This is a genomic window from Myroides odoratimimus, from assembly GCF_004337635.1.
Taxonomy (GTDB): Bacteria; Bacteroidota; Bacteroidia; order Flavobacteriales; family Flavobacteriaceae; genus Flavobacterium; species Flavobacterium odoratimimum.
Genome location: NZ_CP037427.1, coordinates 3,138,993 through 3,156,353 on the forward strand (window position 1 = coordinate 3,138,993; position 17,361 = coordinate 3,156,353).

Genomic DNA, 17,361 nt, shown 5'->3' on the forward strand with positions numbered 1-17,361 from the left:
AAGTTATTACTTATTTAAGCAACCTTAATTTAATAAAAAAACACTCCTTATGCTTATAAGGAGTGTTTTTGTTTGTGACTATACTAAAGTACTTTATAAGGTAATATCACTAATCATTAAATTATGATCTGATAATGCATTCATCTGATAAGTATCTTGACGAATGATTTTTATTGTACTATTAATTGATCTAATCATAAAATCTATTTTCTTATCGCTTTTATAAGCTGGAATAGTCATCTGATTCATAAATCGGGTCTCTAAATCAAAAGTCGTTTTAAGTTGTTCTACTGATTTAGAATTTATTTCTGCATTAAGATCCCCTGTCAGAAAATCAAAAGCAGACTCTCTTTGTAATTCTGCTATGCGTTTCGTTTGTAATACACGACTTTGTTCATTAGAGCTAGACAGATGAGTTGTTCCTATATTTATCATTTGTGCCTCACCTACATCTATTTTACATACTAATAAACTTCGTTTTTCTTCCTTGTTATCCACAAAAGGTAACTTATAGAAATGTTGTTCTACAATAGGAAATTTAGACAGGATAGCAATGCCGTAATCGCCCCCTTCATAATCTATTGTCTTACCAAAAGCATAAAACATTCCTGTTTTTTCTGCTAAAACTTTTACTTGATTTAAATATTGACCTGAGCGCATAGTATGTACATCTACTTCTTGTAAAGTAACGATATCTACTTCGTCTCTTAAGATTACAGCAGCTAATGAATTAAGATCTATCTTATGATAGCTATCATAAGCTGCTGCAAAATGATGTACATTGTAATTAAGAACTCTTACTTCACTTTTTTTTTTGATGCTTTGGTAGTTGATTCTACCCATCTAAACTCTGTGAAGACTGGATAATGGTCAGAGGCAAATAAAGGTCCTCGCTGAATATCTAGCTCTCTATACTTAATAGGAGCTAAGTCAAACCCTCTCAAGAAAATATAATCAATTCTACTTGATTTAGGAGCTTCTATTTTCCAAGCATTATGCGTATAACCTAATTCTGAACGATACATTGCTGCATCTCTAGTATCGACAAACTTTGATTCTATTATCTTCTGATAAGGTAAGTCTGTTGGAGGTAAATTAAAATCACCTGTGAATACCACTGTTTCTCCTTTAGTGATTTTAGCTAATTCCTGATTAATAACTTCAACACTTCGTTGACGAGCCTCTTTACCCCTATGATCAAAATGGGTGTTTAGATGGATAAATGTTTTTCCTGACTTTTTATCTTCAAAACGAGCCCATGTAGCTATACGAGGTAAAGAAGAATCCCAAGACTTAACTCCCTTTTCATAAGGTGTTTCTGATAACCAAAATGTTCCACTTTCTAAAACTTTAAACCTATCCTTTAGGTAAAAGATAGGACTGTACTCTCCTTTCGTTTCCCCTTCTCTTCCTTCTCCTACATAGTCATATTGTGGAAGTAAATTTTCTAAATCGACTAACTGGTTATGAAGTACTTCTTGCATACCAACAATATCCACATCATTAAAAAAGACAACTTCTGCAACCCATTCTTTTCGATTGCTCCATTGATTTATACCATCATTAGGAGTATCCATCCTAATGTTAAAAGTCATTGCCTTTAAAGTCTGAGGCTCTTTCTCTTGAGCAAAAATACTAGTCCCTATAAATAGGACGCTTAGTAATATAGATCTTACCATCCTGGATTTTGTTTTAAATTCGTATTTAACTGAAGTTCTTGTATAGGTAGAGGGTATAAATAGTCTTTATTCTCATTCCATGTTCTATTCTTATTATTAGGAAATGGATCTATACTATTATTTTGATTTAAATGAATATCAGATCCTAGTTTAGCATAATAGACTCCTTGTACGTTTTCTGTTGGTCTAGAGCCTTCGTATAGGTAAATATCTGTCTTACCATTGTTGTCCAAATCATATTTACCTGGGCCATTAAAATACATTCCTTCAATATTCTGAACTAACTTTTGTCCTTCTTTCCAACGTACAATATCATCCCATCTATGATCTTCCATAAATAACTCTATACGTCTCTCTCGTCTTAATTCTAATAGTAATCCTTTATTAGCTCCGTTTACATTTACATATTGTTTAGCTAAATAAGCATCCGGTTTTGCATTTGCTTCTGCCATTACCATATCAGGCATTCCGACACGCTTTCTAAGCATATTTATAGATAGATCTAAATCACTCTGATCAATAATTCCTAATTCTGCTTTTGCTTCCGCATATACTAATAAAACCTCTGCAAATCTAAATAGTGGCAAATCAACAATAGATGCATTATTCGTATCGTACTGTGCTTCTGCGACATATTTAATTAACTGATAACCTGTAGTAGCTGCAGAAAAATCAGGTGTTAGCTGAATAGTGCTTCCAATTCTGGTATAACCAGGAGTACGTATAGTCTGACTCAATCTCAAGTCTCTATCTTTTACTTCTTCTTGGAATAACATCTTATTATAATCTGAACGATCTGTAAAACGGCTACCATCTTTCATTAAGTAACTATTGATCAAATCTTTTGGCATAGATGGTCTACCATACGAAGCTGCTACTGTATAGTAATTCACATTATGACGAACATTCAGTTCTGTAGAAAACTCTCTAGCAAGAATAATCTCATCACCAATAGCCTTATGAGAAGCAAATAAATTCTGATAATCTTTATCTGGATTTCCTGTAGAGAAAACTTTATAACCAGATTCTTTTATTAATACTTCTGCTGCTTGATAAGCTTGTTCTAAATAAGTCTCATATCCAGGTAAGCCTCTATACTTCATATAGGTTCCTTCATATAAGCCTATACGCGCTTTTAAGGCAAGAGCAGTCCATTTAGATACTCTATACACATCTTTAGTAGAACGCATATTCTCGATTGCGTAATCTAAATCTTTTAACATATTATCTACTACTAGCTTACGTGGATCACGTGGCTTTTGTAAAGCGGCCTCATCCTCTGCCGTTAATAAATAATCATACCATGGCACATCTCCAAAACGCGTTACTTTTTCGAAGTAAAAATAAGCTCTAAAGAATCTCGCTACTCCTCCATAATGTTTAATAAGAGCCTCGTCTCCTACCTTTTCAAAATTGACTAGGAAATAGTTAATATCTCTCAAATTATTCCATGACCATCCGCCTCCAGATGGAGGTACGACTCTCCCTCCTCTCATTTCATCAGATAAAATATTTTGAATAATATTATCGGTTCTATAATCACCATTATATATAGAGGTAGTTGGAAACATTCTGTAAAAAGAATTAGTAAAAAGAATTAAGTCACTTTCTTTTTTAAAGAAGTTCTCACTTGTCACAGACGATATCGGATCTCTCTCTAAGAAATCTTCACTACAAGAACCCAAAAATCCTGCTGCCAAGAGTATGGCAAGTATTTTATATCTTTTCATATTAATTGTTTAGAAATTAAGTTGTACCCCAAAAGAGATAATTTTGGAGAATGGAAAACTTTGTGCATTAGTGCGCTTACGAGCAGAGTTTGGACTATTAAAGTCAAAAGAATTACTAGCTGCTTCAGGATCGATATAATCCGTTAAATTAGTAAATGTAAACAGGTTCTCTCCACTCACATAAATTCTTACTTTATCCATCTTTACTCTCTTCACTAGATCCTGTGGAAGAGAATATCCTAATGTAATATTCTTTAGACGTAAATAAGAAATATCTTGTAAGTAACGATCATTCTGTACACCTAACTGTCTATTACTTCCTAATGATGTATATCCTACTAGACGTGGAAAATAGGCATCTGTATTCTCTGGAGTCCAAATATCATTCGCTAAATCTTGACGAATAAATGAATTATAAGGTCTGTTATAAGGTCCCCAGAACATTCTACTATCCGTATCAGGATACCAATCTTGTTTTCCTACTCCTTGGAAGAATGCAGAAAAATCAATTCCTTTCCAATCAAATGCTAAACGGAAATTATACTGATACCTAGGAGCTGTATTTCCGATCTTACGCATATCTCCATGATTTTCTAAAGTATTTGCTCCTTCACTTACTATACCATCTCCATTTAAATCCTTAAACATAACATCTCCAGGTTGTAGCCCTCCATTGGCTATGATATGAGCAGATACACGAGATTGATCTGCATGATTAGCGATTTGTTCTGGACTAGAGAACAATCCTTCTACTGAATATCCCCAAATCTCTCCTAATTCCATACCTACATAATAATCTGTCAGTAACCCTGTAGGGTTATCAAAGCGCGTAATCTTGGTCTTAGAATCAGATAAACCTGCTGATACAGAATAATTAAAATCACTACCTGCTAATTTAAACGAATCATTATATCCCAAAGAGACTTCAAATCCTTTAGTTCTTAGATCAGCGGCATTTTCGCGTGGAGATTCTGTTCCTAATACTCCTGGTAGTGTTCTTCCTTTAGTTAACATCCCATCTATGTCCTTTTGAAAATAATCAAAACTAACATTCAGTTTATTTTGGAAAAAACCTAGATCAAAACCGATATCAGAAGTAGCTACTGTCTCCCAAGTAATGTCTCTTGGGTTTAAAGAAGGTGCTTGCATATACTCTAACAATGCCCCATCTAATGCATACCCCTTATCAATAGCTTTATTCAATGTTGGAATATAAGCATAAGCACCTATAGCTTGGTTACCTAACTCTCCATAAGAAGCGCGTATCTTAAATTGGTTCCAAAAACCGAAAGTGCGTTTAAAGAAAGGTTCATTCGCTACATTCCATCCCAAAGAAACAGAAGGAAAGAATTGCCATCTCTGTTCACTAGGGAATTTAGATGTCGCATCATATCGACCATTAAGCTCTAAAAGATACTTCCCTGCATAATCATAAGAGAATCGATAAAAATACCCTCTTAAAGCCCATTCATAAGCACTACCTACTACAGTAGGGTTAGAAGATCCTAAACCTAGATTATCTAAATCATCAGAGATTAGGTTCTGAATACTCATGATTCTATTATCAATTTTAAAATATTCTTGGTTATATCCTGCCATAAAATCAAAATTATGATCTCCAAAGTCTAAACGATATTGTCCATAAATATTTAAAGCATTGTAATCCTCTATGGTCTCATTTACATTCAATTTATTCTCTCCAAAGTATTGAATCTGATTCGGAAGAATAGAATATGGAATTAAAGTAGAACGTTCGTTAATATCTCTAGTATTTTTCTTGTAAGCATAACTAGCGTGAACGTCTAAGTTTTTGAGTGGTTTAAAATGAAATGCATTAATCGTCGAAAACTCATCTCTTACAGCAGTTCTATTTGATTTACCATGTAGTAAAGACGCAAAATATCCATCTCCGATAGTGTAATTATTTAACTCAGTACGCCATAGCGCTCCTCCATCAGGATTCACTGGAACATAAGAAGGTAAAGCGTGTACCAACATTTCACTTGTCCATGGATCTCTCCATCCATACTGTGTTCCACCATGTACTAAGTCAGAAGATTTAAAATACTGATTGTTCGTACTAAAACTAATCCAATCATTAATTTTAATATCAAATTTAGCTCTTAAGTTATTTTTCTTATACTTATCATCCTGTACTTTCAATAATCCATCCGCAGAATAGTTTCTATACGAAAAATAACCTTTGACCTTTTCGCTTCCTCCAGAAATACTGATATCATTGATATAAGAATATCTCGTATCCTTCCAGAAGTAATTCCACCAATCTGTACTACCATAATGTACATATTGATCACGACCATTTCTATTTTGGATTTCAACACGAGCTAATGCAGGATTCTCTGAGACTGCTTTTAATTGTTCATAATCGTATTCGTTATACCCTGTATAACTTCGCCCACTACCTGTAATAAAAGCTTGGTCAACAATCTTAGCCGCTAAATAAGGATCAGTTACAAAGTCCGTATTTTGCGTTTGAGAAAGTATATTCATCGTAGAGTTAACACTTACCTTTATTTCTCCTACACCTGGGTTCTTTGTTTTAACAAGCACTACCCCAAAGGCACCTCTAGCACCATATACTGCAGCGGCACCAGCATCCTTTAATACACTTATGCTTTCGATATCATCTGGATTAATATTAGAAAGGCTTCCTTCTACTCCATCAATTAATACTAACGGTCCACCTCCATTAACAGAGTTAAATCCCCTAATATTAATATTCGCTTCAGCATCTTCTTTACCACTTGAATTGGTAATGTTTAAACCTGGAGTAGTTCCTTGTAAAGCAGACACAGCGTTAGAAAGAGGCCTGTTTTTTAAAGCTCTAGTATCTACTTCTGTTACAGAGGTAGTAATATTCTGCTTCTTTTTGTCTCCATAACCAATAGCCACAAGAGTGATGTCTTCTAAATGTGTGTTGAATTGGTCATTCTTTACTGTAATTACCCCATTGGCATAATTCACTGTATACCCCGTCTGCATAGCGATTACTTCTAGTATATCCTGAAGTCTAGCAGCCTTGCCTTCATAGGCGATTAAAGGAGTCTCTTTTAAAGTAGAATCCTCAATGTTCACCTTAGCAGCAACTTTGCTCGCTAATTCTGTTACTACTTTTCCTAAAGTCTCATCCTGTTCTATGACAATAGAAATAAGAGGAGAACTTACTGGTGGTTTACTTTCTTGAGCGACAAGAAAACCTGAATAAAATAGGAATGCTATGTAGCAACAGACCTTAAATTTCTTCATAATTACAAATGTTTAGTTTTTATGTTCTAAACGTACTGCCAATCATTCTTTAGCTTGCATTGTAAAGAATTAAATAAACATTAAGTAATTACTACAAAACAACAATCCCTTAATCTATTTAAAACAATAAGATAACAATAGTAAAATGCCTATAAACTTAAATAAATCAAATATCACCTTAGGATTATTTCTTTTAAACTCTTTAAAAACATAACATTCAAATAGAGCATTATACTTTAACAAATAGTTATATTTTCACTAATTAAATCAGTGTATTTATAAAGTAAATTATTGTGTTAAAGATGGTTCTCATTTTAAGTAAATAGATAAACCTTATGTCATGAAAGAGAATTAGAACTTTACTTCTATTTTATTGAAGATGCTTTCTTAAGTAATAGTGTAGGATTTGTAAAGGAATAAAGTGGGATTCTATTTACCTATGTTTAACCTTCCTTAAATATTAACCTTATAGTAACATTAAAAAGTTTAATCAATACTGCAATTTCATTGCGCAAAATGAGAAAGTCCCTAAAAAATTATTAACTTTCAATATTTACCCCTATCATTAATAAGAGATAACTGATTTTTTGTCACATCTGTTATATTATTAATAAATAACCCTCCTTAACCCTTTGATAACATACCAGTAACCTATAGGTCACAATCACAGAGGTACTTTGTCTCAATGAAAAAACACTATTTATCTATGAGAAAAAGTCTAGTTATTTTTTCTTCTTTATTATTACTTTCCTGTGGAGACAAGGATCATTCTATCAAGATGAAAGGTTCTGACACAGAGGTAAATTTAGCAGTAAACCTAGCAGAGAAATACACTCTAATAGATTCTGACTTTAGTATTGCTATTTCTGGTGGTGGTTCAGGTATTGGTATTACCTCTTTACTAAATGGTCAAGCTGACATCGCTAATTCTTCTCGCCCTTTATCAGACAAAGAGATTGCACAGTTCGAAAACAAGAATATAAAGCTTCGTACTGTCATATTTGCTGAAGATGCTACTGCCTTTGTAGTACATAAGGATCTACCTATAGAAGAAATAGATCTTGAAACTTTAGCTAAAATAATGAAAGGAGAAATCACCAATTGGAAAGAACTTACTTCTGTAGACTTACCTATTAATATCTATGGACGTCAGAGTAGCTCAGGTACACACTCCTTTATTAAGAAGAAGCTAAAGATAGAGTTTTCTAATGCAGCTAAAGAAATGACAGGAAATGCTCAAATCTTAGAAGGTATAAAAACGGACAAATCTGGGATAGGCTATGTAGGTGCAGGTTATATCTCTCACGAGACAGCTACTAATCCTACTGTAAAGATATTGAGTATTAAAGAAACTCCTACTTCACAAGCTTATTCTCCTATAGACTCCAATGCAATCAATAACAGTCTATACTTCTTCCAGAGACCACTGTATCAGTTCATCTTAGAAGATTCGTGGGAAAAGGTAAAACCATTCATTGACTTTGAAAACGGTGAGATCGGAAAACAACTGATCAAAGAACACGGTTATTATATAATAGAACGACCATAATATGAAATATAACGTTAGAATAGGATTAGATGTTACTTTTAAATACATCTTTAAAGCGACTGGTCTTTTAGTGCTTTGTTTATTAGGAGGAATATTAGCCATGTTAATATACAATTCTATTTCCTTCTTTATGGATGTAAAACCCCTTGATTTTATCACAGGGATGGAATGGAATCCTACAGCAAAGAACCCTGTATATGGAATGCTCCCTCTTATACTAAGTACTACCATAGTAACCTTAGGAGCGATGCTTATCGCTATTCCTCTAGGAATAGGTACAGCTGCATTTATATCTGAATACGCTGGTACACGACTAAAGAATATTTTAAAACCAGCTATAGAAATGTTAGCTGCAGTTCCTTCAGTAGTTATTGGTTTCTTAGGAATCGTAGTGGTAAGCCCTGGCTTAGCTGATATGGCAGGCTTACCTAATGGTCTTAATGCCTTAAATGGAGCTATCTTACTAGCGATAATGGCACTACCTACTATTATTACGATTGCAGAAGATGCTATACATGCAGTACCAAAAACATATAAAGAAGCAAGCTATGGTGTAGGCGCTACTAAATGGCAGACTCTTCGCAAAGTAATCCTTCCCGCAGCAGCTCCAGGTATTATCTCTGCAGTCATGTTAGGAGTAGGTAGAGCCATCGGAGAGACCATGACTGTACTTATGGCAACAGGTAATGCAGCGTTAATCCCTACTGGATTCTTTGATTCTGTAAAAACAATGACAGCGACTATCGCTATCGAAATGGGGGAAGTTCCTTATCAAACTACACACTACTATGGGTTATACGCTCTAGCGACAGTTTTGTTCTTCATGACACTTATCGCAAACCTAGTAGGAGAATATTTTATAAATAGATTAAGAAAATACCATGCAGCATAATAAACTAAAACTATCCTCTATCGTAGAATGGGGAACATTAGTAGGAACCACTCTTATCGTGTGCTTTTTCCTTGTTGTAATCATCCTAGAGATTGTGACAAAGGGAATGGGAAGTTTATCTTGGGAGTTTATCTCTACTATTCCTAAAGAAGGAATGACTAAGGGAGGTATTCTTACACCGATTATAGGTACAGTGCTTATTACCCTTATCACGGCTTTATTCAGTATTCCATTCGGTGTATTCTGTGCGATCTACTTAAATGAATATGCAGAAAACAACTGGTTGACTAGAACGATTAGAGCAGCTATACGTAATTTATCAGGTGTTCCTTCTATTATCTATGGACTATTCGGATTAGCCTTATTTGTTCAGACATTATCTCTAGGAACTTCTTTACTAGCTGCAGGATTAACATTAGGACTATTATCACTTCCTTATATTATCACAACTACAGAAGAGGCATTAATGCAAATACCAAATAGTACGAGAGAAGCAGCACTAGCAGTAGGAGCTACTAAATTTGAGACTATTAAAGATGTGGTGATTCCTTCTGCAGTACCAGGTATTCTAACAGGTGTAGTATTAACCCTATCAAGAGCAGCAGGTGAAACAGCCCCCATCTTATTCACAGGGGCTGCGTTTTATATCAGTGATACGAATGGATACCTAAACCAGGAGTTTATGGCTCTGCCTTATCACTTATATATGCTATCGACGCAACATCAGTCAATAGAAGAAGTAAGACCTATTGCTTATGGAACAGCATTAGTGTTGATTATCGTAGTGTTCCTATTAAACTTAAGCGCATTTTATATCCGTTATAAATTCAGAAAAAATGAAAACTAAATTATCTGCTGAGAACTTAAATATTAGCTTTGGAAGCAAACAAGTTTTAAAAAATGTAAGTGTAGAATTTGAAGAAAATAAAATAACTGCCCTTATCGGACCTTCTGGTTGTGGTAAGAGTACTTTACTAAGAAGCTTTAACCGTATGCACGACTTAGTTCCCTATGCTAAAATAAATGGGACTATCAAGTTAGAAGATATGGATATTTATTCTAAAACTATACCTGTAACGGAGATTAGAAAACGCATCGGGATGGTATTCCAAAAAGCGAATCCCTTTCCGAAAAGCATCTATGACAATATTGCTTATGGTCTAAAGATTAATAATCTACCTCATGATAAAAGTGTAATCGAAAAAGCATTAACGGAAGCCTTCTTATGGGATGAAGTAAAAGATGATTTAAAGATGCCAGCTTATCGCTTATCAGGAGGACAACAACAACGTCTGTGTATAGCAAGAGCTGTAGCACTTCGTCCGGAAGTAATCTTAATGGATGAACCGTGTTCTGCACTTGACCCTGTAAGTACAATTAAAATAGAGGAACTTATTCTTCATTTAAAAGAGAAATATACAATCGCTATTGTAACACATAATATGCAACAAGCACAGCGTATCGCTGATCAAACTTACTTTATGTATCTAGGTGAAGTAAAAGAAAGCGGTTTGACACAAGATATCTTTGAGAATCCTAAACACGAAATGACTAAGAATTATATCAACGGTGTTTTCGGATAAAAAATAAAAATGCCAAGTAGACCACTTACCTACTTCGTCATCAATAAGTCTGACTTATTAGAGTAAAAACGGATACCTTATAAGGTATTCGTTTTTTTATTATATATAACTAGACTCTTCCACATACCCTATATGAGGTGTGCATACAACATTATCAAAATGTAGTAACTCATAATTAGTATCATAGATAGGCTCTTGCTCATAGACATCTACTCCGACTAATAGCTTCTGCCTACTCTGAAGCACATTAAGCAATGCTCCGCGTTCGATTAATTCTGCTCCATTAGAATATCTTAACGTTGTTACTTATTCTACTTATTCCTATATTGTTACCTCTATTCTAACTGACTTAAGTATGCTATTTACTCCTATAACGACTTCTTTAAAGAACAATAAACAAGTAACTATTCGCCTTGCAAGCTCAAATGATGCTCATGCTCTACTAGATCTTATCAAACAATATCTAGATAACGCTGAGTATATTCCTATTACTAGTAATGATTTTAATAAGACTATAGCAGAAATAGAAGCTTGGATTGAGAAACTAAATAGTGCTGATAATTCTATAATGTTAGTGGCAGAACACAATGGGCAACTAATAGGGAATTTAGATCTAACAGGACAGCATAGAAAGACACTACAGCATACAGCTGTATTAGGAATGGGAATATTACTAGAATGGAGAAACACAGGATTAGGAACAGCATTATTAAGTAGTGCTGTAGAATGGGCTAAAAGAAATAATACACTTGAGATACTTACATTAGATGTCTATACAGAGAATATAGCAGGAATAGAATTATACCGTAAACAAGGGTTTAAAGAAATAAGCATTATACCTAACTTTATTAGGGACAATGATAGGTACTATGATAATATGAGTATGTGGATGGCGTTGAGGTAGATACTATAGACCTCCATTTTCAATATACTTAAGGTTATACTCTTCTTTCATTGGAGTATTACCTAGCTCTTCATATAAATCTGCTAGCTCTTTATAAATATAGCAAGAAGATACTCCTATCTCTTCGCTAATCTTAAAAGCTTTATAGCTTGATGAATACATTGTTCATCTCGATAAATATATCCTAAATCTTCAGCAATAGCTCCATAATGATTAGACTGTTGAAGCCCTTCTTCTAATACCTCTATTCCTATTTTCGGATTCGTATGCACATAATATAACTCATAATTTCCATAGGATTCACAAGCTACTAAAGGAAGAAACTGACTACTAAACATATTCTCTAATACTTCAATTTGTTCTAGAGTGTTTTTTATAAGCCCTATCTCACTTATTCGTTCAGGAAGTGTTATTCCTACATATACTTCAGATATACCAGTATTCGAAATCTCTAATCCTTTGACAAAAAAATTCCCTTCTTCATCTGGTAATACAGAATATTGAGTAGCTTCAACCTCCCACTCAAGCACATCTTCATTGTCTTTATTAACTACAACAAATACTTTTACTTCTGAATCAATATGTAACTCTCTTACTTTCATAATAAGTAGTTTTTATTCTATTATGGTCTATAAGGAATTTCATTAGGATTGTCTTTAAAGTATTCCATAATGATAAAAAACTGTTTATCTGTAAGTAATAAAGTCGCTAAGTCGTGTCCACCTGATATCAAGTAAAATCTCTCCTTTATAAAGTTATACTCTAGTATAGCATTTACTTCTTTAAAGAAATTCCTTACTGAAGAATCCCATATCAAGTCATTATCTAAATCATACTGTGTATATAAGTTAATTCTTTTATCGTTAATAATAATATCATGAGTATATTCATAATCATCTGCTACTTTTACCTCTAGTTCTAGAGCCCTTTTTCCAAGTATTGCATTTAATTGAGGAAGAAAGAAATCAAAGTTAAACTCTGCCATTTCCTCTGCATCAATATGAGCGAACTTATAGGTCTCATCATCGTGAATATAGAATGACTCGATAATATCTAACTCCAAGGAATCGATTAACTCAGGATTTGCATATTGAAGAAAACCATTCTCTATTAACTCGATTCCAAAGGGAGAAGGTTTAATGGATGGGGCTACTACCTTATTAGAGGTCCTACTTATCGTTCTAATCACGACACTTATAACCAACCATACTACTACACCATATAAAAGATAAGTATAATTCATTTTGAACCTATTTATTGTATAATATTTTATACGATTTGTCCATTCATCGTTAATTGATCATTAGTACTATATTGTCCAAAGCTATCTATACTACTAAATAATAGACAGAAAAATAAAAAACAAACTCTCATATTAAAAAACACTATACAATTCTTTCTTTTACATTACTTTACAGAAAAAACTATCTCTATCTTAGTAAAGATAATGAAAAACACTACTAACTAAACAATTATTATGAAGATACAGCATAAACTTATCTATCCGATTCTATTATATTTTTTATTATATACTGTTATTACAGCTACCTATCTGTCATTAAGCTTTATAGGTAATACAGAGTATCAATCAGTACTAGCCTCTGTGCCTTTAATTATTCTAAGTATCCTTTTAATCAAGAAACATACATTACCTATTCGCGTTTCTTTAAAACTAAACATAGACAGCAAGTCTAAGAAAAACCTAATCAAATACACTAGTCTGTTTGCTTTTATTTTTTTAGTAGTTAATAGTCTACAGATATTCTTATCAGATTCATCAGATATACATCATGAATACTTAGATCAGATTTGGTTCTTGATTTTAATATGTTTACCAATAAAGGCATTAGGAGAAGAAGTTTTATACAGAGGGTTAATCCAAAATTACATTGATAAATACATCAAACCTTCTACTAAAAGTATCAGTCCAGGTAATATAATCACGGCTGTACTAATGACTATTGCGCACTTAGGCTTCTTTTATATTATGCCGTTACCGAATGCCATACTAGCACTTGTACTAGTATTCTTTGCCTCGCTTTTCTTTGGGTATCTTTCTAAAATCACCAATCGTAACATCTTATACTGTACTGTAATTCACACTTTCTTTAACTATATCCGTGTAGTTGTACAGTGCTTTTATATCTCCTTTATTCTTTAACCTTACTACTCCACTTCTCAGATGCTGAAATAACACTAAACCTAAGAGTCGTAAATTCATAATGAAAGTCCTTTCGCTCTCTTTCTTTCATCGCGTCTATATGACGGTTAGGTTTATCTACTTTGCCATATCCCTTGACCATGTCTAACATATCTTTCTGTGTATTCCATAAGGAGAAAGTAGAGACTGTATGTGGAAAACCAATAGAAGCTTTAGCAAATAGTACTCCTGGGTGATCACGAACCAGCATCTCTACTGGTCTCCCCCATTTAATAAACCTTGGTATCTGTAAGAACTTCATCCTAGCCACTGTAACTGCTACAACTGAAGCGGATTGGTCTTCGCTAATACTCACTAGTTCCTCTGGTACAAACCCTGAGACATTTCCCCATTGTCTAATTAATTTTAACTTGAGATACTCTCCTTTTGCAAGTGTTCTACCAATCTTATTATGGATTAAAAAATAATCTAATACACGTTCATCTTCCCATTGGGCAAATATAACTACGTACCTAAGTTTTAATCTAGATAGGGAAAAAATAGGAGAACCTAACACCATGCTAGACATTACTTCTATGTGTAATAAACCCTTTTGTCTCTTTAATCTATGTGAATTAAATAGCAATTTTAGTCTCATCCATAAAGATACTTTCACTAAGTGATAACTATATATAGTCATAGATTTAAACGTTTTTATTACATTATCATTTGTATCCTACCTGTAATATAACGATTTACATTTATAAAAAACATATCCTACAGTAAATAAGGGTTAGATACTCACAACTGTGTTAATAATAAACGTAACTTACATATTCCTAAGCTATATCTATAAAGTCTCTTTAGAGAATACTCTTCTTATTATTTTAAATAGGGATTATTGTTCTTATCATGCTCTACCCATATAAGCTTGCTAGTATCATATCCAACTTCTTTAGCAATTTCTAAATACTTTACTTTCACATCTTCAGGCAAAGTTTTTTCTCTAGATAGAATCCATAAATAATCAAGATTCTTCCCTGCTATTAAAGCATATCGATAATCTTCATCTAAAGCAATGACATTATAACCAGAATAGAAAGGCCCAAAGAAACTAACTTTTAAAGCTGCTGTTCCTTTATCTTTTCTAAACTTTGCTACTCCTTTTGCTACAGACCACTCCTTCTCTACGTAATTATATCCACTATTAAGAACCTCTACATTCCCATCTTTATCTAGACTGTACTGAGCTGAAGTATTATTCAAATCTTTTTCAAATCGAAAGTCAAAACGCGCTATCTCATACCACGTTCCCAAATAACGGTCAACATCAAAATTAGTAACTGGCGTAGCTTTCTCTGGAATATCACTATTATTACACGATATTAAGAAGGTTGCACAAAAGAATAATAAACTGAAACGGATAAAGTAATTCATAATTAGTACATTTTGAGTTTTATCAAAAATAAAAAAAACTACTTTTAATACAACTATATTATTTAGAATTATTTTAAACAACATTTATTATTGAATAAAAAGGTCTATCTATATTAAGTTTTCATTCCTTTTTTGCAATTTAATATCCTATCTATCATTTTTTTACCGATTTTTGAATTGTCAAAAAACAACAATAATCGAATCAAAAGCTCAGATCATGAAAAAAAACACACTTTTATTAGCAATGGCATTAATCGTAATGTCTTGTAACCAAAAGAACAAAGAAGAAAATACCCCCGAAATAACAACTGAACAAACCTCAACAAATGTTGAAGAAATAGACGCACCTAAAGCTGGATTTAATATTGAAGATATAGCTTATAGCAAAGCGGATATAGGTACTTTCCCATTCTTTACCTTACCTAAAGGATTAAAAGAAATGAACAAACCATTTCAGAAAAACTTTGATGTATGTTACTTCCCTATTGATGGAGTAATGACTCCTATTGAAGGAAAACTGTATAAAACTAATGTAACTGCTGTAGCAGGAGAAGAGTTTTCTCAACGCTACTTTGAAAAAAGCTTAGAGGATTATTTAAATTCTATAGGAGCAGTGAAAGTCTTTGAAGGAGAAATCACAGGGGAAGAATATGAACGTTATAATAAGCAAGATCCTAATAAAGGAGATGAAGGAGATATCGGATATACTGGAGAATTAATTAAACTTTATATTATCCGTACACATAATCAAGGAAACGTTTATATCCAATACACGGCTAATAATGCAGGTGGTAAGCTTAATATCTTACAAGAAGAAGCCCTACAGCAGACAATTACTAAAATTACAGCAGACGAAATAGTAAAAGATCTAACAGAGAAAGGTAAATCTATCTTATATATCAACTTTGATATCGATAAATCTATACTTACTCAAGATGGAGAGAAAACAGTTGACGAAATAGCAATAGCTTTAAAGAAAGATCCTTCTTTAAAGATTTCAATTGAAGGACATACAGACAATACAGGAGAAGCATCTCACAACAAAAAACTATCTACCGATAGAGCTAATGCAGTGATGAATGCCCTAATAAAACAAGGCATCGCTAAAGAGATTCTATCTGCTAAAGGCTTGGGTGCAGATAACCCATTAGTTGCTAATGACTCTGATAGCAATAAGGCTAAGAACAGAAGAGTCGAACTAATTCGAGTAAAATAAGACTATATCAATAGTGCTCTCCTTTAAACATGCCCCAATAAGTATTTACCTTATTGGGGCATGTCTTAATGCACAGGCTGTAGGTGGTTTTTATATGAATATCATATTATATATTTGTATCATGTGGTATACACAGAACATAATATGCAATTACCTATTTCTAATACATTAAAATATTCCCTTAAACGTAGGAGGACTAAACTTAATTCGCTTTCCTTCCCATTCAGTTATATTACCAGAACTATCCATAAAGGCAAACTCTATTTCATAATCATTATCTCTTTTAAAACTAAAAGCCCCTGAACACATACCATGCCCTACACTAATAGTATCTTTATAAGCAACTAAATAATAAGTAGTTTCTTCTTTTGTCTTTACATTTTTCATTGTAGTCTTTACTAAGAACTCTGAATCATCTTTGGCAGGATTAGAAAATATCACATTAGAAGAAGGACCACATCCATACATAACGTTTTCTTTCTTTTCTATCTTAGGCTTAGAATCAACCACAGGTTTATCAGTATCTACAGTAGGCAATACCTTATACTTTATGGCTTCATATTCACCCGACTCTGTATTACGTCTTTCTAATTGTTCATGTTGAGGTAGACTATCAATTACTAAGGTATATTCAAGGCCTGCCTCTAACTCTGTCTCAGGCTTTAAGATAGCTTGTGTCAAATTAAAACTGCCTACGTAAGTCTCTGTCACAATTAAAGGCACTATCTTATCACCACTTTTAAGATATATGGGATATTCCTTATTAAGCGCTTTAATGATTAATTGACTGTCAGCATAGCCCTCTATCATAAAGATAGAGTTCTGATTAATGGTCGATCCATTAGGGAAAGCACTTAAGCCAAACGATCCACATTTTGCATAAACAGACATCATGCTAAACAAAGCGATAAGTAAGGTTAAAACTTGTTTCATATTATTACTCTTTATTAATACCTTATCTAAG

General features: G+C 33.3%; 18 protein-coding genes. 7 read left to right on the plus strand and 11 right to left on the minus strand.

Translation table 11 applies throughout. The features are described from left to right. Positions 1–93 precede the first annotated feature (93 nt). The 4 genes from E0Z07_RS14120 to E0Z07_RS14135 are packed head-to-tail and all read right to left on the minus strand — an operon-like array spanning position 94 to position 6,676. Positions 94–843 carry an endonuclease/exonuclease/phosphatase family protein gene (locus tag E0Z07_RS14120; protein ID WP_006260164.1) on the minus strand — a complete coding sequence of 250 codons (750 nt, stop codon included), beginning with the start codon at positions 841–843 and terminating at the stop codon, positions 94–96. Further along, positions 798–1,679, minus strand: coding sequence for an endonuclease/exonuclease/phosphatase family protein (locus E0Z07_RS14125; protein WP_006260163.1), 882 nt, complete (start codon positions 1,677–1,679; stop codon positions 798–800). The genes E0Z07_RS14120 and E0Z07_RS14125 overlap by 46 nt, the downstream gene beginning before the upstream one ends. Continuing rightward, a complete protein-coding gene (locus E0Z07_RS14130; protein ID WP_006260162.1) occupies positions 1,673–3,409 on the minus strand; it encodes a RagB/SusD family nutrient uptake outer membrane protein in 1,737 nt (578 codons plus the stop codon). Before E0Z07_RS14130 ends, E0Z07_RS14125 begins: the two co-directional genes overlap by 7 nt. Before the next feature lie 9 nt (positions 3,410–3,418). Further along, on the minus strand, positions 3,419–6,676 hold the full coding sequence (locus tag E0Z07_RS14135; protein WP_058699598.1) for a SusC/RagA family TonB-linked outer membrane protein: 3,258 nt from the start codon (positions 6,674–6,676) through the stop codon (positions 3,419–3,421). Between the two features lie 706 nt (positions 6,677–7,382). Here E0Z07_RS14135 and E0Z07_RS14140 point away from each other — a divergent pair. Genes E0Z07_RS14140 through pstB form a run of 4 tightly spaced genes read left to right on the plus strand, consistent with a single transcriptional unit; the run spans position 7,383 to position 10,700 of the window. Further along, positions 7,383–8,225 (plus strand): substrate-binding domain-containing protein, encoded by an 843-nt coding sequence (locus E0Z07_RS14140; protein ID WP_006260160.1) that lies wholly within the window; start codon positions 7,383–7,385, stop codon positions 8,223–8,225. Position 8,226: 1 nt separating this feature from the next. After that, complete coding sequence (pstC, locus tag E0Z07_RS14145; protein WP_006260159.1) at positions 8,227–9,117, plus strand: phosphate ABC transporter permease subunit PstC; 891 nt, start codon at positions 8,227–8,229, stop codon at positions 9,115–9,117. Continuing rightward, complete coding sequence (gene pstA, locus E0Z07_RS14150; protein WP_006260158.1) at positions 9,107–9,964, plus strand: phosphate ABC transporter permease PstA; 858 nt, start codon at positions 9,107–9,109, stop codon at positions 9,962–9,964. The genes pstC and pstA overlap by 11 nt, the downstream gene beginning before the upstream one ends. After that, a complete protein-coding gene (gene pstB, locus E0Z07_RS14155) occupies positions 9,954–10,700 on the plus strand; it encodes a phosphate ABC transporter ATP-binding protein PstB (RefSeq protein WP_006261292.1) in 747 nt (248 codons plus the stop codon). The genes pstA and pstB overlap by 11 nt, the downstream gene beginning before the upstream one ends. A 99-nt stretch (positions 10,701–10,799) precedes the next feature. Here the strand turns inward: pstB and E0Z07_RS14160 are convergent, their stop codons facing one another. Next, a complete protein-coding gene (locus E0Z07_RS14160) occupies positions 10,800–10,970 on the minus strand; it encodes an NAD(P)-dependent oxidoreductase (protein ID WP_262491720.1) in 171 nt (56 codons plus the stop codon). A gap of 85 nt (positions 10,971–11,055) precedes the next feature. Here E0Z07_RS14160 and E0Z07_RS14165 point away from each other — a divergent pair, with 85 nt between their 5' ends. Further along, a complete protein-coding gene (locus tag E0Z07_RS14165) occupies positions 11,056–11,604 on the plus strand; it encodes a GNAT family N-acetyltransferase (RefSeq protein ID WP_006261294.1) in 549 nt (182 codons plus the stop codon). 3 nt (positions 11,605–11,607) lie between these two features. On the opposite strand, the gene E0Z07_RS18065 is transcribed toward E0Z07_RS14165, so the two are convergent. From E0Z07_RS18065 to E0Z07_RS14180, 3 genes are read right to left on the minus strand one after another with little or no spacing between them, the layout of a single operon-like run. Continuing rightward, a complete protein-coding gene (locus E0Z07_RS18065) occupies positions 11,608–11,766 on the minus strand; it encodes a hypothetical protein (protein WP_016649356.1) in 159 nt (52 codons plus the stop codon). Continuing rightward, positions 11,721–12,206 (minus strand): hypothetical protein, encoded by a 486-nt coding sequence (locus tag E0Z07_RS18290; RefSeq protein ID WP_006261295.1) that lies wholly within the window; start codon positions 12,204–12,206, stop codon positions 11,721–11,723. The genes E0Z07_RS18065 and E0Z07_RS18290 overlap by 46 nt, the downstream gene beginning before the upstream one ends. A 20-nt stretch (positions 12,207–12,226) precedes the next feature. After that, complete coding sequence (locus tag E0Z07_RS14180; protein ID WP_006261296.1) at positions 12,227–12,847, minus strand: hypothetical protein; 621 nt, start codon at positions 12,845–12,847, stop codon at positions 12,227–12,229. Between the two features lie 234 nt (positions 12,848–13,081). On the opposite strand from E0Z07_RS14180, the gene E0Z07_RS14185 reads away from it, so the two are divergent. Next, entirely contained in the window at positions 13,082–13,765 is a 684-nt protein-coding gene (locus E0Z07_RS14185) for a CPBP family intramembrane glutamic endopeptidase (protein WP_006261297.1), read from the plus strand. On the opposite strand, the gene E0Z07_RS14190 is transcribed toward E0Z07_RS14185, so the two are convergent. Both E0Z07_RS14190 and E0Z07_RS14195 read right to left on the minus strand, forming a co-directional pair. After that, a complete protein-coding gene (locus E0Z07_RS14190) occupies positions 13,755–14,444 on the minus strand; it encodes a hypothetical protein (RefSeq protein WP_006261298.1) in 690 nt (229 codons plus the stop codon). The two genes, E0Z07_RS14185 and E0Z07_RS14190, sit on opposite strands and share 11 nt — an antisense overlap. Positions 14,445–14,626: 182 nt before the next feature. Further along, a complete protein-coding gene (locus tag E0Z07_RS14195) occupies positions 14,627–15,181 on the minus strand; it encodes a lipocalin family protein (protein WP_036496835.1) in 555 nt (184 codons plus the stop codon). Between the two features lie 217 nt (positions 15,182–15,398). On the opposite strand from E0Z07_RS14195, the gene E0Z07_RS14200 reads away from it, so the two are divergent. Then, complete coding sequence (locus E0Z07_RS14200; protein ID WP_006261300.1) at positions 15,399–16,397, plus strand: OmpA family protein; 999 nt, start codon at positions 15,399–15,401, stop codon at positions 16,395–16,397. Positions 16,398–16,565: 168 nt separating this feature from the next. Here E0Z07_RS14200 and E0Z07_RS14205 read toward each other — a convergent pair whose 3' ends face one another. Then, positions 16,566–17,330, minus strand: a complete 765-nt coding sequence (locus tag E0Z07_RS14205; RefSeq protein WP_006260147.1) for a hypothetical protein — start codon at positions 17,328–17,330, stop codon at positions 16,566–16,568. Between the last annotated feature and the right edge of the window lie 31 nt (positions 17,331–17,361).

What these genes read in the sequence shown, in the direction of transcription:
- E0Z07_RS14120 (WP_006260164.1), bottom strand. Translation starts at nt 843, where the DNA reads ATGGGTAGAATCAACTACCAAAGCATCAAAAAAAAAAGTGAAGTAAGA.
- E0Z07_RS14125 (WP_006260163.1), bottom strand. Translation starts at nt 1,679, where the DNA reads ATGGTAAGATCTATATTACTAAGCGTCCTATTTATAGGGACTAGTATT.
- E0Z07_RS14130 (WP_006260162.1), bottom strand. Translation starts at nt 3,409, where the DNA reads ATGAAAAGATATAAAATACTTGCCATACTCTTGGCAGCAGGATTTTTG.
- E0Z07_RS14135 (WP_058699598.1), bottom strand. Translation starts at nt 6,676, where the DNA reads ATGAAGAAATTTAAGGTCTGTTGCTACATAGCATTCCTATTTTATTCA.
- E0Z07_RS14140 (WP_006260160.1), top strand. Translation starts at nt 7,383, where the DNA reads ATGAGAAAAAGTCTAGTTATTTTTTCTTCTTTATTATTACTTTCCTGT.
- pstC (WP_006260159.1), top strand. Translation starts at nt 8,227, where the DNA reads ATGAAATATAACGTTAGAATAGGATTAGATGTTACTTTTAAATACATC.
- pstA (WP_006260158.1), top strand. Translation starts at nt 9,107, where the DNA reads ATGCAGCATAATAAACTAAAACTATCCTCTATCGTAGAATGGGGAACA.
- pstB (WP_006261292.1), top strand. Translation starts at nt 9,954, where the DNA reads ATGAAAACTAAATTATCTGCTGAGAACTTAAATATTAGCTTTGGAAGC.
- E0Z07_RS14165 (WP_006261294.1), top strand. Translation starts at nt 11,056, where the DNA reads ATGCTATTTACTCCTATAACGACTTCTTTAAAGAACAATAAACAAGTA.
- E0Z07_RS18065 (WP_016649356.1), bottom strand. Translation starts at nt 11,766, where the DNA reads ATGTATTCATCAAGCTATAAAGCTTTTAAGATTAGCGAAGAGATAGGA.
- E0Z07_RS18290 (WP_006261295.1), bottom strand. Translation starts at nt 12,206, where the DNA reads ATGAAAGTAAGAGAGTTACATATTGATTCAGAAGTAAAAGTATTTGTT.
- E0Z07_RS14180 (WP_006261296.1), bottom strand. Translation starts at nt 12,847, where the DNA reads ATGAATTATACTTATCTTTTATATGGTGTAGTAGTATGGTTGGTTATA.
- E0Z07_RS14185 (WP_006261297.1), top strand. Translation starts at nt 13,082, where the DNA reads ATGAAGATACAGCATAAACTTATCTATCCGATTCTATTATATTTTTTA.
- E0Z07_RS14190 (WP_006261298.1), bottom strand. Translation starts at nt 14,444, where the DNA reads ATGACTATATATAGTTATCACTTAGTGAAAGTATCTTTATGGATGAGA.
- E0Z07_RS14195 (WP_036496835.1), bottom strand. Translation starts at nt 15,181, where the DNA reads ATGAATTACTTTATCCGTTTCAGTTTATTATTCTTTTGTGCAACCTTC.
- E0Z07_RS14200 (WP_006261300.1), top strand. Translation starts at nt 15,399, where the DNA reads ATGAAAAAAAACACACTTTTATTAGCAATGGCATTAATCGTAATGTCT.
- E0Z07_RS14205 (WP_006260147.1), bottom strand. Translation starts at nt 17,330, where the DNA reads ATGAAACAAGTTTTAACCTTACTTATCGCTTTGTTTAGCATGATGTCT.